The sequence below is a fragment of the Streptomyces sp. NBC_00102 genome (assembly GCF_026343115.1).
Taxonomy (GTDB): domain Bacteria; phylum Actinomycetota; class Actinomycetes; order Streptomycetales; family Streptomycetaceae; genus Streptomyces.
Genome location: NZ_JAPEMC010000001.1, coordinates 1,676,912 through 1,690,165 on the forward strand (window position 1 = coordinate 1,676,912; position 13,254 = coordinate 1,690,165).

11 protein-coding genes and 1 pseudogene are annotated in these 13,254 nt (G+C 72.7%); 7 read left to right on the forward strand and 5 right to left on the reverse strand.

The annotated features are described in order from the left end of the window. The first annotated feature begins 499 nt into the window (after nucleotides 1–499). Nucleotides 500–718: a DUF6243 family protein gene (locus OHA55_RS07475; RefSeq protein WP_266703981.1), complete on the forward strand. Its 219-nt coding sequence runs from the start codon at nucleotides 500–502 to the stop codon at nucleotides 716–718. Between the two features lie 192 nt (nucleotides 719–910). Here the strand turns inward: OHA55_RS07475 and OHA55_RS07480 are convergent, their stop codons facing one another. The 5 genes from OHA55_RS07480 to OHA55_RS07500 all read right to left on the reverse strand — a co-directional run bounded on the left by OHA55_RS07480 (nucleotide 911) and on the right by OHA55_RS07500 (nucleotide 6,960). Then, entirely contained in the window at nucleotides 911–3,112 is a 2,202-nt protein-coding gene (locus tag OHA55_RS07480) for a radical SAM protein (RefSeq protein ID WP_266703983.1), read from the reverse strand. Next, complete coding sequence (locus tag OHA55_RS07485; protein WP_266703985.1) at nucleotides 3,109–4,482, reverse strand: MFS transporter; 1,374 nt, start codon at nucleotides 4,480–4,482, stop codon at nucleotides 3,109–3,111. Before OHA55_RS07485 ends, OHA55_RS07480 begins: the two co-directional genes overlap by 4 nt. A 245-nt stretch (nucleotides 4,483–4,727) precedes the next feature. Continuing rightward, nucleotides 4,728–5,315, reverse strand: coding sequence for a flavoprotein (locus OHA55_RS07490; protein ID WP_266703987.1), 588 nt, complete (start codon nucleotides 5,313–5,315; stop codon nucleotides 4,728–4,730). Continuing rightward, nucleotides 5,315–6,679: a radical SAM protein gene (locus OHA55_RS07495; protein WP_266703989.1), complete on the reverse strand. Its 1,365-nt coding sequence runs from the start codon at nucleotides 6,677–6,679 to the stop codon at nucleotides 5,315–5,317. Before OHA55_RS07495 ends, OHA55_RS07490 begins: the two co-directional genes overlap by 1 nt. A gap of 83 nt (nucleotides 6,680–6,762) precedes the next feature. Beyond that, nucleotides 6,763–6,960 (reverse strand): aroma-sacti cluster domain-containing protein, encoded by a 198-nt coding sequence (locus tag OHA55_RS07500; protein WP_266703991.1) that lies wholly within the window; start codon nucleotides 6,958–6,960, stop codon nucleotides 6,763–6,765. 219 nt (nucleotides 6,961–7,179) lie between these two features. On the opposite strand from OHA55_RS07500, the pseudogene OHA55_RS07505 reads away from it, so the two are divergent. The 6 genes and pseudogenes from OHA55_RS07505 to OHA55_RS07530 all read left to right on the forward strand — a co-directional run. Continuing rightward, a pseudogene (locus OHA55_RS07505) lies at nucleotides 7,180–7,326 on the forward strand (response regulator transcription factor); the annotation flags it as partial. Between the two features lie 3 nt (nucleotides 7,327–7,329). Continuing rightward, entirely contained in the window at nucleotides 7,330–7,707 is a 378-nt protein-coding gene (locus OHA55_RS07510) for an aroma-sacti cluster domain-containing protein (RefSeq protein WP_266710465.1), read from the forward strand. Between the two features lie 35 nt (nucleotides 7,708–7,742). Then, nucleotides 7,743–10,832: an adenylate/guanylate cyclase domain-containing protein gene (locus tag OHA55_RS07515; protein ID WP_266703993.1), complete on the forward strand. Its 3,090-nt coding sequence runs from the start codon at nucleotides 7,743–7,745 to the stop codon at nucleotides 10,830–10,832. Beyond that, nucleotides 10,829–11,704, forward strand: a complete 876-nt coding sequence (locus tag OHA55_RS07520; protein WP_266703995.1) for a S8 family serine peptidase — start codon at nucleotides 10,829–10,831, stop codon at nucleotides 11,702–11,704. Before OHA55_RS07515 ends, OHA55_RS07520 begins: the two co-directional genes overlap by 4 nt. Beyond that, nucleotides 11,688–12,242, forward strand: coding sequence for a GAF domain-containing protein (locus OHA55_RS07525; RefSeq protein ID WP_266703997.1), 555 nt, complete (start codon nucleotides 11,688–11,690; stop codon nucleotides 12,240–12,242). The genes OHA55_RS07520 and OHA55_RS07525 overlap by 17 nt, the downstream gene beginning before the upstream one ends. After that, a complete protein-coding gene (locus OHA55_RS07530) occupies nucleotides 12,235–13,233 on the forward strand; it encodes a hypothetical protein (RefSeq protein WP_266703999.1) in 999 nt (332 codons plus the stop codon). The genes OHA55_RS07525 and OHA55_RS07530 overlap by 8 nt, the downstream gene beginning before the upstream one ends. Nucleotides 13,234–13,254: the final 21 nt, after the last annotated feature.

Below are 13,254 nucleotides of genomic sequence, written 5' to 3' on the forward strand. Positions count from 1 at the left end.
GCGCCGCCCGCGACGCCCGTCTCCGACACCACCAGTCTCCCCGCGGATCGCCCCTCGGCGGTCATCCGCAGGAACGGAGTCGGGCTACCACCGTCACGGTGGACCTCCACGGCGCCTACCACGACCGTGGTACGCGCCGGGCGGCCGCGACAGCGCCGGACGACCGCCGCCGCGCTACCGCGGGGCACCGGCTTCCGGCCCCGCTTCTGGCCCCCCTCACCCGTGGACGGAACACCTGGCGCGTCGTGCCCCGGAACCGGTGACCGCCCCGGCCCCCGCCGCCTGCCGGGCCGGCTCGGGACGGCGAGAGGTCTGGTGTGCGCGTCCGGCGGAACCGGGTAACGTCGTGCCCATGTTCTTCCGGCCGCCGATGTACGAGTGAGAGTGTGACGGACCCCCGCTGACGTGCCCCGACGTCGCCGCGCCCGTCCCCCACCGACGCGTCCGCACCGAAGAATCCGTAGACCACTTCACCCCCTTCATCATTCCGGGAGAACCCGTGACCGTGAGCAAGAACATCAACAACCCCGTCGGCCAGGGCGGCGGCCAGCGCAAGAGGCAGTCCCGCGCCGAGCGCCAGAACAACGGCCCGCACCGCAACCTCGACCGCCAGGGCGCCGCCGACCAGAAGGCGGAGCTGGTACGCAAGATGCGCGAGAAGGCAGCAGCGGCCGAGGGCGCCACCGCGCAGGCGAACGACGACACCGCACAGAGCTGACGCCCCACTGCGGGGCGGCACCACGTCGGCAGGGCCCGGACCGCGACGCGCGGTCCGGGCCCTGCCGACGTGGTCACCCGGGGTCCGGACCCAGCCCCTCACGAGGAGTTTCGCGGATCACGGAAACCCGGTTTCCCCGGGTCCAAGACGCCGGGCGTTCCCATGAGCCCGCCCCGGTCACCCCGGGTGTCCTCAGACCCGGGCCTGCGTCGCGAGCATGACGCGCAGGGCGCGGGTCATGGCGTTGTCCGTGCCGAAGTCCACCCCGGCGGGCACCTCGACGAGGCCGCCGTTGGCCATGACCAGGACGCCGCAGGCCCCGGGGCGGGCCGTGCCGGGGCCGTCGAGCCATTCCTCGTACGCGCCGGACGTGGTGTCGAGGTGCGCCCTGCTCCTGCGGCTCACCTCCGCCATCAGCTCGTCGACACCGGTCAGTTCGTCGACGGAGGCGAACGGGACCCTCACCACCGGCTCCTCGACCAGGCGGACACGGGGCTCCTTCTCGCGGCTGGTCCCCTCGGGCTCCTCGGGCAGCAGTCCGCGGCCGAAACGCGCGAAGTACAGCAGAGTGTGCGCGGAGTCGATGCCGCCGAGGAAGGGGCGGTCGAAGCTGGTCCTGCGGTTTCCGGTGCTGTACTCGCGGGGTATCCGCGGGTCCTCCCCCACCGGCCAGTGGACCTCGCCGGTCTCCCGGTCCCGCCAGGGCACGTAGCGCCGGATGTCGTCGGAGGCGGACAGCGGCAGCAGATCGATCGCGAAACGCCCGGGGTCCTTGGCCACGATGGAACCGGGCGTCAGTGCGAACACCCCGATGCCCGAGGTGGTCCACAGCTTCTCGTGGTGCTGGAGGAACTCGTACGTCGCCAGCGCCTCCGCCCGGGTCTCGGTGGGGAAGCCGGTGAAGCCCATCATCTGGGCGGCGATGCCGTTGCGTGCCAGCTCGGCCAGGACGTCGGGGACGACGTCGATCCCGACCCCCTTGTCGATGAGGTCGAGGATCCGCTGGGCGCCGGACTCGTAGCCGAAGGAGATCGCGACGCAGCCGGAGGCCGCGAGGAGTTCACCCACGGCACGCTTGGGGAACGTGCGTTCCAGCCGCAGCTCGGCGGACCACCGCAGGTCCAGCGTCGATTCCACGAGAGCGGCGGCGAGGGTGCGCAGATAGCGGGGGGACATGGCGTCCACCGCGAAGTACAGGGTCCTGCCGTGGCGGCTCGCCTCCCGCAGGTCCTCCAGTACGGCGGCGACAGGGCGTTCACGTGACGGCGAGGTCGGCCGGTCGGTGTTGAGGCCGTAGTCGCAGAAGGTGCACTTGTTCCAGTAGCAGCCCCGGGTCGGGCTGTAGAGGATCACCGGCTCGGGTGCCCAGTAGCGCTCCCAGTCCCACACGTCGTACGCGGGGGAGGCGAGCGCCGCCACATCGCTGTACGCGATGTCGGGTTCCGGCCGGCTCCTGGTCATCACGCCGCCGATGGCCTCGAAGGCGTCGCCGCCCCGGACCGCGCCGTTGCCGACCGCGTCGAGGATGCCGATGAGGGCGGTCTCGCCCTCGCCGGGGACGATGAGGTCGGCGTCCTGGAAGATCCGCCACGGGGACGCGGGGTCCGGGGCGTACTTGACCACGTCGCCGACCTCGGTGCCGCCGAAGACGATCACCGTGTCGGGCAGCACGGTGCGGATCAGGCGGGCCATCCTCAGGGCGACGGGCAGCTGGCTGGTGTAGTTGACCGACAGGCCCACCACCGCCCAGGGGCGTTCGCGCAGTTTCGGGACGAACTCGTCGGCGAAGTACCCCTCGAAGGGGCGGGCGACGGCCGCCGGGATCGCCGGGTCGGACAGGTCCGCCGTACTGCACAGGTTGACGGCGGACTTCACCCGCATCGAGAAGCCGTCCGCCGCGCCGGGCGGCATCTCCAGGGCGATCAGGTCCCACCACCGGCTCATCACCGCGACCGCCTGGGCGTAGGTCGGGGGGTGGTAGAAGTGCTCGGGGTCCTGGAACACGCCGATCGCGTCGCGGGCCGAGGTGGCGCTCAGGCCCTCGGCGGCCAGCGCCTGCCGGTAACGGATCTCGTCGTGCCGGCGCGGGGCGGCGGACCTGGCCTCGATCTCGGCGCGGGCGAGCCGGGCCGCGGCGAGCGTCGCGCCGAAGCGCTCGGGGTCGGCGAGGTAGGTGAAAGCGTCGAGGTTGGCGTCCACACAGGCGTACTCGGTGTGGCCGGCCTCGCGGGCGGCGCCCACGAGGTACGGGATCGAGTGGTAGGCGGTCGTCGGGTCGGTCACCGGCGGGTTGACCAGCAGGTAGGCGGTGTTGCCGGTGCCCCGGCCCGGCCGCCGGCCGTGGTTGGGCTCCCCCTCGAACCGTGGCATGCCCAACGGGACGAACACGCTCATCGCTGTGACTCCTGACTGTTGTCCTGCCGTGGATGCGTGGCACGGGCGGCCGGCACGCCGGATGCGGCGCCGCTCGCCGGGGCCCCCGGCGGTACGGGGGCCGATGGGGCGTACTCGGTTCCGGAGCGGTGGTCGCGGAAGGCGCGCTGGGTGAGCGCGCCCAGTACGGACAGGGCGATGGCCGCGCCCGCCACCGGGAAGAACGGGGCCGCGCCGAGGTGGCGGACCCCGAAGCCGGCGACGGCCACGGAGACCGGGAAGGTGCCCATGACGGCCAGCATGACCAGGCTCATGACCCTGCCGATGAGTGCCGGAGGGGCCCAGACCTGGAGCAGCGTCACCACGACGATGTTCTGCCAGCCGCTGGCCAGCGCGTAGACGCACACGCACACCGCGGCGCCGACCAGTCCCCCGGCGTACGGGACGGCGCTCAGGGCGATGCCCATGACGACCGCCAGGGCCGCGAAGAGATAGGCGGGCGACTCGGCCGGCCGACTGCGGGCGGCCACCAGCGATCCGGCCAGACCGCCCAGGCTCAGACAGGTCAGCAGGACGCCGTAGCCGGTGGCCCCCATACCCTGGTGGGCCAGTTCGGGCAGGGCCACCTCGATCGTGCCGTTGAAGGCAAGGTTGCAGACGAGTGCCACCACCAGGACGACGTGCAACAGCCGTCCGTGGCGCAGCAGTTCGACGAAGGACGTCTCGCGGGCCGGGGGCTCTTCGGCGCCCGCGGGCCCGTCCTGCCGCGGCGCGTCCGCGTCCGCGCCGGAGCGTATCCGGGCGAGCACCAGCGCCGACACGAGGAAGGACGCGGCGTCGACCGTGAGCGCCGGGCCCGCGTCGAAGGCGGCCACCAGGGCGCCGCCCGCCGTCGGCCCGAGGAGTCCGCCGACCTGGTTGACCATGGTCGACAGGGCGTTGCCCCGGCCCAGGTCCTCCTTGGGCAGCAGGGCGGGCAGAAGGGTGTACGAGGCGGGAATGAAGACCCCGGAGCAGGCGCCCAGGACGACGGCGATGGGCGCGAGCTGGGCCAGGGTCGGTGTCCCGGTCGAGGCGAGCACCGCGAGGATGCCCACGGCCACGGCCCGCACCAGGTCGGCCACGAGCATCACCCGCCGGCCGCCGATCCGGTCGGCCACCACGCCGCCCAGCGGAATGGTGACGACGCGGGGGATGCCGTAGCAGGCCAGGACCGTGCCGAGCAGGACGGGGCCGCCGTCACCGGAGAGAATCAGCCACGGCAGCGCCACGGCGTAGCAGTAGTCGCCGACCGTGGAGGAGAGCTGCCCGGCGAGCAGCAGCCGGAAGCCGCGCACCGACATCGGTCCGCTCGTCAGTGCCGTACGGAGCCTCTGTCTGGCCGGTGCCACGTGTCCTCCTCGTGCTGGTGCCGGTGCTCAGCCGCCTGAGGGCTGTCCCGTAATCCGTGGTGGATCAGTGCGCGGCATCGGATGCGGTGCATCGCAAGGCGGAGGAGCGTCCGCGTACTGGATGTATGGGGACGTTCCGACAACGCGGCGAGGTGCCGTAGCTGTCGTCGCGCACCCACCAGGGATTGCGGGACAGCCCTTGGCGGGCCGTTGACCGTTCACGGCCGCCCGCCCGACGGGATTCGTCAGACACGGCCTACGTCCAGGTCCAGGAACTCGCGGATCACCGCGGTCACGGTGGGTGGCGGCGGCAGCCCGAGGTTCTTGCGTACGTCGCCGGAGGAGATCTGCCAGGCGGGAGCGGGCACCGGGTCCACCACGGCGTGGCCGTCGGCGCGCAGCCGGTCCACGTTCCGGCGGACGGCGGGACGCTCCCACATCAGGCTGTTCATGCTCGGGAAGAACAGCACCGGGCGCTCATGGGCGAGGAGTGCCGAGCTGAGGAGTCCGGAGGCGAGTCCGTTGGCGGCCTGGCCGAGCATGTTGGCGGTGGCGGGCAGGACGACGAACCGGTCCGCCCAGACGGCGGGGGCGACATGACCGGTCGTCAGTTCGTCCTCGCCGTCGCAGTACACGTCCCGGCACAGCAGACGCATGGTGGCGGCCGGGACGAGCACGGCTGCGGAGCGGGTCATGGCCATGCGGATCTCGACGCCGGGTCCGAGGCCGGTGCGCAGGGCCATGAGGTACTGCGGAACGGCGAGTACGTTGCCGGAGCCGCACACCCCGATGAGCAGCCGGCGAGGGGAGTCCGGGCCGGTCTCCACCGTCATCACCGGGCTCCGGCGGGCTCACCGGCCGCCTCGCCCAGGCCGACTTGGGCGGCGGCGAGATCGAGCCTGTCCTGGACGTTGTACTTGTAGCTGGGGCAGGGCGGATGGCCCTCCTGCCAGGCCTTGGGGCAGGCGCCGCCGCAGGTGGGCATGAAGACGCAGCCCTTGCACCAGGTGGTGCCCTCGGCGATCTCGTCGTTCCAGCCGTCGAAGGGGCCCAGCGGCCGGACCGGTTCGGTGCCCGCCCGGTCGATGTGTATCAGCGGGAGACTGCGCTCGGCCTCGGGGACCAGGGGGTACTCGCTGCACGAGAAGATGTTGCCGGTGCTGCTGATGATCTCGGACGAGCGGGTCGTGGCGGGGCAGAGGACCTTCCGTGCGGTGGTCGGCATCAGCTGCGTGTGCAGCCCGTGCTCCGCGAGCAGCCGGAGCCACCCCGTCTCGCGTGCGGCGAACTCGTGCTTGGACACCTCGATCGCCGATACGTCGTTCCCCCACGAGTGGACGGGAAAGATCGAGAAGGACACGCGGGGGTGGCTGAAACCCAACTCCGCCATCAGCTCGATATAGCGGGGTACGGAGTCCTGGTTGTGTACATCTACATTCGTCCGGAACGAGAAATGGGTGGGGCCAAGATCCGGTTCGTCGAGTACGGAACGCACGGCGCGCACGATGTTCCAGAAAGATCCGCGTCCGCTTTTCAGTGGCCGGTGTTCATTGTGTATGTCCGGCGGCCCGTCGATCGTGATCTCGAAATGGGTGACCCCGCAGTCGTGGATGAGCGTGTTGATTTTCTTCGGGGTGAGGAGGGAGCCGTTGGTGACGATCACCGAGGAGTAGGCGACCCCGCGCTCGGCGGCGGCGGCGACGAACCGGGGGGCGAGGTCACGGATGACCGCGTAGCCCATCATCGGCTCGGCCCCGAACCAGTCGATGCGGGCGCTGCGGGTCTCCGGGGCGTTCACGGCGCGCAGCACGCGGTCGCGGACCCGGCTGCGGTGGGTGTGGGTCAGCCCGCCCCGGGTGTGCTCCTGCCCGCAGTAGGCGCACCCCATGTTGCAGTAGGAGGTCGGCAGGAGGGCGATGTGCACGGCCGAACGCTCCGCCGAAGCCCGTCGGTTGCGGTCGAGCACGGCGGACAGCTCGTCCTCGCCGGCCGGTACGAGCAACTGGGCCGCTCGCAGGGCGCCGGTCCACGCCGGGGTGAGCGCGCCGGCGTCGCCGGCCTCCAGTGCCCGCGCGGTGGGGAGGTCCACCGCGACGGTGCTCGCGGTGCGGGTGCTGTAGGCGAGCCGGACCGGGACGCCGGTGGTGTCGGCGTACGCACGGTCGCTCAGCACCAGGTATCTGCTGACTTGGTCCATCATCACGCTCCAACTGGGTGTCCGGGCGCACGGCGGTCCGGTGGGTCCGGCGGCAGGTGCCGCCGGACCCACCGGGTCGGGAATCAGCAGAGGACGTTGACCTGGTTGTCGTTCACCTGGCCCTCGACCGCGGCCGACACGGCGTTGAGCCGGGCCTGGATGGAGCCGAGGACGGCGACCTCGTCCGGGCTGAGGGCGCTGAAGACATCGCGCTCGGACTCCGACAGCAGGTCGACCGGGGTGCCGGCGCTGCGCAACGCGTCGAGGGGTGCTTGCGACATGGGTCACTCCTTCATGGAGACGGTCACGGACTGGTGCAACGGCAAGGCTGCTCCGGCGCACCCGGGCTCCACATCCCTCGAATGACTATGAATCCGGTGGCTTGTGGTCCGCTTGAGGCGCGCTTGTCGGGAGCATGACCCGCAGCTACTCTCATGCCCAGGAGTACGGCATTTCTCTGCCGGCCACCGCTTCGCTCACCGAAGTGAGGGGTAAAGGGTTTGACCAGGCGTGAGATTTTGATTGCTTCGCTCGTGGCCGCCGGCTCCTCGAACCGGGATATCGCCGAGGCTCTGTGCATCAGCCCGCACACCGTGGCGGCTCACTTATGCAACATGCTCCGAAGAACGGGCGCGTCGAATCGTACGGAAATGATTGCGCGACTGTACGCGCAGGGTGTTCTGGTCCAGGGGATCTGGCCGCCGCTGCCCGCGGACGAGCGGAAGCGGCAGGAGGTCCCCGGTGCCGTCGGCACCCTCGCGGCGGTGACGGTCGCGGAGCGCTCCATCGGATCGGCCGGCGCCCCTCGCGACTGGCCGCACTACGGGAACGAGGTACCGGTCGCCATGTCCTTCGACGCCCTGCACGCACTACGTGAGGCCGGCCACCCGGTGGACCTGCTGGCGGTCGAGCAGCGCTCGGTCCTCTCGGCGCTCAGCGAGCACGAGGTCCAGGTCCTCAACGCCGTCAAGGAACGGCTGGAAGCGGTGTCCGGTGAGGTGGAAGGACAGGACCTCAAGCTCCTGTGAACGGCGCCGCACGGTGCGGCGGTTGCCGTGCCACGGTGCCGGACGGAGCCCGGTTCTGCCCGGAGTGCGGCACACCGGTCGTCGTGGGGGCACCGTCGTCGGACAGCCGCAGAATCGTCACGGCGCTCTTCGTCGACCTCGTCGGCTCGACGGTGCTCGCCGAGACCCTGGACCCCGAAGCGCTGCGGCGCACGATGGACCGGTACTACCGGGCCTGCACGACGGCGGTCACCGAACACGGGGGCGTGGTCGAGAAGTTCATCGGCGACGCCGTGATGGCCGTCTTCGGGGCGTTCGTCACCCATGAGGACGACGCGCTGCACGCGGTCCGGGCGGCGTGCGCCGTCCGGGAGGCCGTGACGGCCATGGGGACCGGTGCCCAAGGGTCCGGTGCGGGGGTGTCGCTGGACACCCACTGCGGAATCGCTTCGGGAGAGGCCGTGGTGGCGGGGGCTCTCGGCGGCGCGGCCAGGGTGGTCGGGGACGTCGTGCACACCGCCGCCCGCCTCCAGTCGCACGCCGAGCCGCACGAGATCCTCATCGGTGAGGAGACGGCCCGCCTGGTCGGCGGCCGGGTCCGTATGGAGGCCGTCGCACCGCTGCGGGTGAGGGGCAAACGCGAACCGGTCGCCGCCCGGCGGGTCCTGTCCGTCCTCGACGCGGCGAGCCGGGAGGACCTGGTCCCGCTTGTCGGGCGCGACGTCGAACTACGGCTTCTTCTGGACGAGTTCGCGGACATACGGGCCGAGCGCCGCAGCCTCCTCGCCACGGTCGCCGGTCCCCCGGGCATCGGCAAGTCGCGCCTGGTGCGGGAGTTCCTGGGCCGCGCCGGGGAGGATGCCGTCGTCCTGCGGGCCGGCTGCCAGGCGTACGGTGCCGGACTCGCCCACCGCCCGCTGGCCGAGGCGGTCTGGTCGCTGCCCGGCGGCTGGGAGGAAGCGCGAGGGGCGCTGGAGACGCTGCGCCCGAGCGCGGACCGCGCCGTCACCGCCCTCGCCGTCGCCCTCGGCATCCGCACCGAGAGCGGGCTCCCGGTGAGCGTCGACGAGATCGGGTGGGCGTTCCGGCGGCTCCTGGAGGCCCTGGGCCGCCACGCCCCGGTGATCCTGGTCCTGGAGGACTTCCAGTGGGCGCAGCCGACCCTCTCCGACATGGTCGCCGATTTCGGCAAAGGCGCCCGGGACACCCCGCTGCTGGTCGTCCGCGTGGCGCGCGCCGAGACGGACGCGGTGCCGGCCGGGGACCTCGCCCTGAGTCTCGACGCGCTGCCGCCCGCGCAGACCGAACGGCTGGTGGGACTGCTCGCGGACCGGGCGGAGGTCGCCGCGCAGGATGCGGTCGCCACCGAGGACGACCTGGCCCGGGTCGTGCGGGAGTGCGACGGCAACCCGCTCTTCGCCGAACTGCTCCTGGAGAACCTGGCCGGCCCACGGGCCGTGGACCAGGGCGTTCCCACGTCCATCCGGGTCCTGTTGACGGCCTGGCTGGACCGGCTGCCCGCTACCGACCGGGCCGTACTGGAACGAGCGGCGGGGGTGGGCGGGTCGTTCACCGTCGAGGACGTGCGCGCACTCGCCGCGGACGAGCCGGCGCTGGCGGGCGGAGTCCTCGACGACGCCTTGGCCAGGCTGCTGCGCTCCCGGGTGATCCACCTGTCCGGCCCGCCCGGCACGTACCGGTTCACCCGCGCGCTGGCCCGGGACACGTTGTACGAGATGACCTCCAAGGCCCGGCGCGCGGCCTGGCACACCGTGCTCGCGGACCGGCTCGAAAGCCGTCCACCGGGCCCGGCCGCGGAGAGCGACCTCGCCCACCGCCTGGAGTCCGCGTGCCGCCTGCTGTCCGAGGCCGATCCGGGCGATCCCGGGCTGCCCGCGCTGACCGGGCGCGCTGCCCGCGCCCTGGTGGCCACCGGGTACCGGGCGCTGCACCGCCGGGACCTGCCCGCGGCCGTCTCGCTGATGGAACGCGGGCGCGGTCTCACTCCGGACGGCGACCCCCAGCACCGGGTGCTCGCCGCCCGCATCACCGACGTGTATGCCGCGCTGGGCCGTTGGGACAGCGCCCGGCAGGCCGTGGCGGAGGCGGAGCGCAGGAACGGGGACGACGTTCCGACCCGCGAAACCTGCGCCATCCTGCGGCAGCTGATCGCTCTGCGCTCGGGCGGAGCGGAGCCCGCCGACGCCCCGTACGCCCCGGGTGCCGCACATGCCGTGCCCGGTCCGGCGGACGACCTCAGCTGGTGCAGGCTGCACCAGCTGTCCTCGCTGCGGAGCTTCGCCGAGGGCCGGGTCGGCGCGGCGGAGGGCTCGATGCGCGACGCGCTCTCCCGGGCGCGCGGGCTCGGCGACACCTATGAGGGGAACCGCATCCTCGCGTCGATCTGTGAGCTGACGCAGTGGTCGCCGACCCCGCTCACCCAGGCCATCGACCTCTGCGAGGAGTTGGTCCGGCGGTTCGACGGCGACCGGAGCCTGCTCGTGCCGGTCCTGCTCACCAGGGCCCGGCATCTGGCCCTGTCGGACCGGGTGGACGCGGCCCGCGAGGACATCGCGCTGGTCCGCAGGCACTGCGACGACCTGGCACTGACCCTCGGAACGCTCGCGGCCGGCCAGACGGCGGGGTTCGTCGAGTCCCTCGCCGGGGCGCACCTGCCGGCCGCCGGCCACTACACGGCCGCGGCGGACGGGCTCGCCGCTCTGGGGCAGACGCGGACGGCGGCAACCCTGCGCCTGTACGCGGCCCGGGAGCGGTTCTGCGCCGGAAACGGCTCCGGTCCGGAAGCGGCCGAGCTCGCCGGGCCGCCCGCGGACCGGCCGGAGGAGACCCGTACCCGGGCCGTCCGGCTGGCGCTGCGGGCGCGGGTCCGGGCGCGGGCCGGGGCGTACGAGGACGCGGTCGGGGACGCCGAGCGGGCGACCGCCGCCCTGGACGGCACCGACGACCCCTGCCTCATCGGTGACGTCTGGTTCGAGGCGGCCCGGGTGCTGGACGCCGCCGGTGAACCGGAGCGCGCCCGGCATGCCGCCGGGCGGGCGCTGGACGCCCTGACGGCGAAGGAGGCCGTGCTCCCCGCCCGGACGGTACGGGCGTGGAGAGCGGCCGGACCGGGGGAGAACCGATGAGCGATCCACCCTGGAGACGGCCCGCGCGGCCCTACACGCCGGGTGTGCCGGCCTGGGGCGTGACGAGGGCGCAGGCGAGTGAGAGGTTCGCGTCCGTCCCCTTGGAATCGGTCTCCCCCCAGTGGGCGTGGGGCGGATCCGACGGTTCCGGGGTCCGGGTGTGCGTCGTGGACAGCGGGATCGAGGGCGGCCACCCGGTGGTCGGCCCGGTCGACCTCGCCATGACGGCCGTCACGGCCGAGGACGGCGAGGTGGAGATGGTGCCGTGCGAGCCCACCGACCGCGCCGGACACGGCACCGCCTGCGCCGGGGTGATCCGGTCCCTCGCACCGGGGGTCTCGCTCTCGTCGGTCCAGGTGCTGACCGACGGCAAGACGGGCAGCGGCCCGGCGCTCGTCGCCGGGCTCTCCTGGGCCGTCGAGCAGAACTTCGACGTCATCAACCTGAGCCTGGCGACGACCCGGCCGGCCCTGACCGCGCAGCTCCACGAGCTCGTCGACCGGGCCTACTTCCGCCGGTGCGCGCTCGTCGTCTCCGCGCACAACCGGCCGGTACCCAGCTATCCCTGGTCGTTCTCCTCGGTGATCTCCGTCGCGAGCCACGACGAGGACGATCCGATGACGTACTACTACAACCCCGCGCCGCCCGTGGAGTTCCACGCGCGCGGTGTGCGCGTCCCCGTGGCGTGGCCCGGTGGCGGCACCATCCGCTCGACCGGCAACAGCTTCGCCGCTCCGCACATCTCGGGCCTGTGCGCGCTGATCCTCGGCAAGCACCCCTGGCTCACGCCGTTCCAGCTCAAGACGGTGCTGTTCCTCTGCGCCGGGAACACCACCGGTCGACTTGGAGGTGCGCATGACGAAACCCGTTGACGCCGCGACGCCCGTGGAGCGCCGCCTGCTGCAGTCCATCGTGGAAGTCGCGCGCCATGCCTTCGGCGCCGCGGCCTCCTCGATCTTCCTCATCGATCCGGAGACCGGCGACCTGGTCTTCGAGGCCGTGGCCGGTGAGGGCGACGGCCAACTCGTCGGCACGCGTTTCCCGGCGGGGACCGGCATCGCGGGCTGGGTCGCCTCGTCGGGCCAGTCGATGCTCATCGACGACCTGCGCGAATCGCGGCACTTCTCCGGCGAGGCCGCCGCTTCCACCGGGTACGTGCCCGACAGCATCATGGCCGCACCGCTGTTCGGCGACGACGAATGCGTGGGCGTACTGGAGGTACTGGACAGGGGCGCCGGCGCCGCGCGGGAGATGGCGGACGTCGAACTCCTCGGGCTCCTCGCCGACCAGGCCGCCATCGGGCTCGAACTGCTCACCCGGCTGCGCGCCGCCGATCCGAGCAACCGTTCCGACAAGGCCCTGCGGCTCCTGGAGATGGCGGAATCGCTGCTGGCCCCGACCCATGGCTGAGCGGTGCGTGCTGCTGCTCACCCGACGGGACGACAGGGAGGCGACCGAGGCGTCCACCCTGCTGCACCGCATCGGGGTGCCCGTGCACCGGCTCGACGCGGACGGCCTGGCGGGCGTCCGGGCCGTTCACGGGCCGGACGGTGTACTGACCCTGGACGGGCACCGGTTCGCCCCCACGGTGACCTGGCTGCGCCACTATTCCCTGCGGGCCGCGCCGGCCGGACCGCCGGGCGGTCCGGCCGGGGGGCGGATGGTGTACCGGGACGCGTGGACCGCGCTGGCCCAGCAGCTGGCCGCCACCTCCCCGGCCACCGTCGGCGCCGCCGATCCGGGGCAGCTGGTGCAGCGGGCCCGGGCCCTGGCGCTCGGTGTACGCGTCCCGCGCGGGCTGGTCACCACCGACCCGGCGGACGCGGCCGGGCTGCTCCCGGCCGAGCGGTACGTGCTGAAGGTCCTCGACCGGCATTACGCGGAGCCGGAGCCCGGACGGCTCGACTGGTACCTGCCGCAGGTCCTGGACCGGGACCGGCTCGCCGGCCTGCCCGGCCTGCCCCGGGGCACACCGGTGATGCTCCAGGAGTACGTCGAGCACGACGCCGAGTACCGGGTCTACCTCGCCGGGGACGAGGTGCACGCCTTCGAGGTGGCCAAGGAGCACCCCGAGGACATCTGGACCCGCCCGGACGAGGTGGTGGTACGTCAGGTCCTGCCCCCGGCCGCCGTGGCGTCGGCGGCACGCGCCATCGCCCGGGAGACCGGTGTCCTCTTCGGGGCGTTCGACTTCCTTTGGGACCGGGACAGGGGCGAGCCGGTCTTCCTGGAGATGAACGCGCACGGCGACTGGGCCTTCTTCGAGCGTAAGGCCGGCGTCGACGTGGTGACCCGGGCCGTGGTGCGGACCGTACGGGACCTGCACCAGGCCGCCGTCGGCAACGCGCGCCCGGCGCCGGTCAGCCTGCTCGCCTTCCTCGGCGCGGGCCGGGACGGGTGACTGGTCCCACGGTGTACCGGG

What these genes read in the sequence shown, in the direction of transcription:
- OHA55_RS07480 (WP_266703983.1), bottom strand. Translation starts at nt 3,112, where the DNA reads ATGAGCGTGTTCGTCCCGTTGGGCATGCCACGGTTCGAGGGGGAGCCC.
- OHA55_RS07490 (WP_266703987.1), bottom strand. Translation starts at nt 5,315, where the DNA reads ATGACGGTGGAGACCGGCCCGGACTCCCCTCGCCGGCTGCTCATCGGG.
- OHA55_RS07495 (WP_266703989.1), bottom strand. Translation starts at nt 6,679, where the DNA reads ATGGACCAAGTCAGCAGATACCTGGTGCTGAGCGACCGTGCGTACGCC.
- OHA55_RS07500 (WP_266703991.1), bottom strand. Translation starts at nt 6,960, where the DNA reads ATGTCGCAAGCACCCCTCGACGCGTTGCGCAGCGCCGGCACCCCGGTC.
- OHA55_RS07510 (WP_266710465.1), top strand. Translation starts at nt 7,330, where the DNA reads ATGATTGCGCGACTGTACGCGCAGGGTGTTCTGGTCCAGGGGATCTGG.
- OHA55_RS07520 (WP_266703995.1), top strand. Translation starts at nt 10,829, where the DNA reads ATGAGCGATCCACCCTGGAGACGGCCCGCGCGGCCCTACACGCCGGGT.
- OHA55_RS07525 (WP_266703997.1), top strand. Translation starts at nt 11,688, where the DNA reads ATGACGAAACCCGTTGACGCCGCGACGCCCGTGGAGCGCCGCCTGCTG.
- OHA55_RS07530 (WP_266703999.1), top strand. Translation starts at nt 12,235, where the DNA reads ATGGCTGAGCGGTGCGTGCTGCTGCTCACCCGACGGGACGACAGGGAG.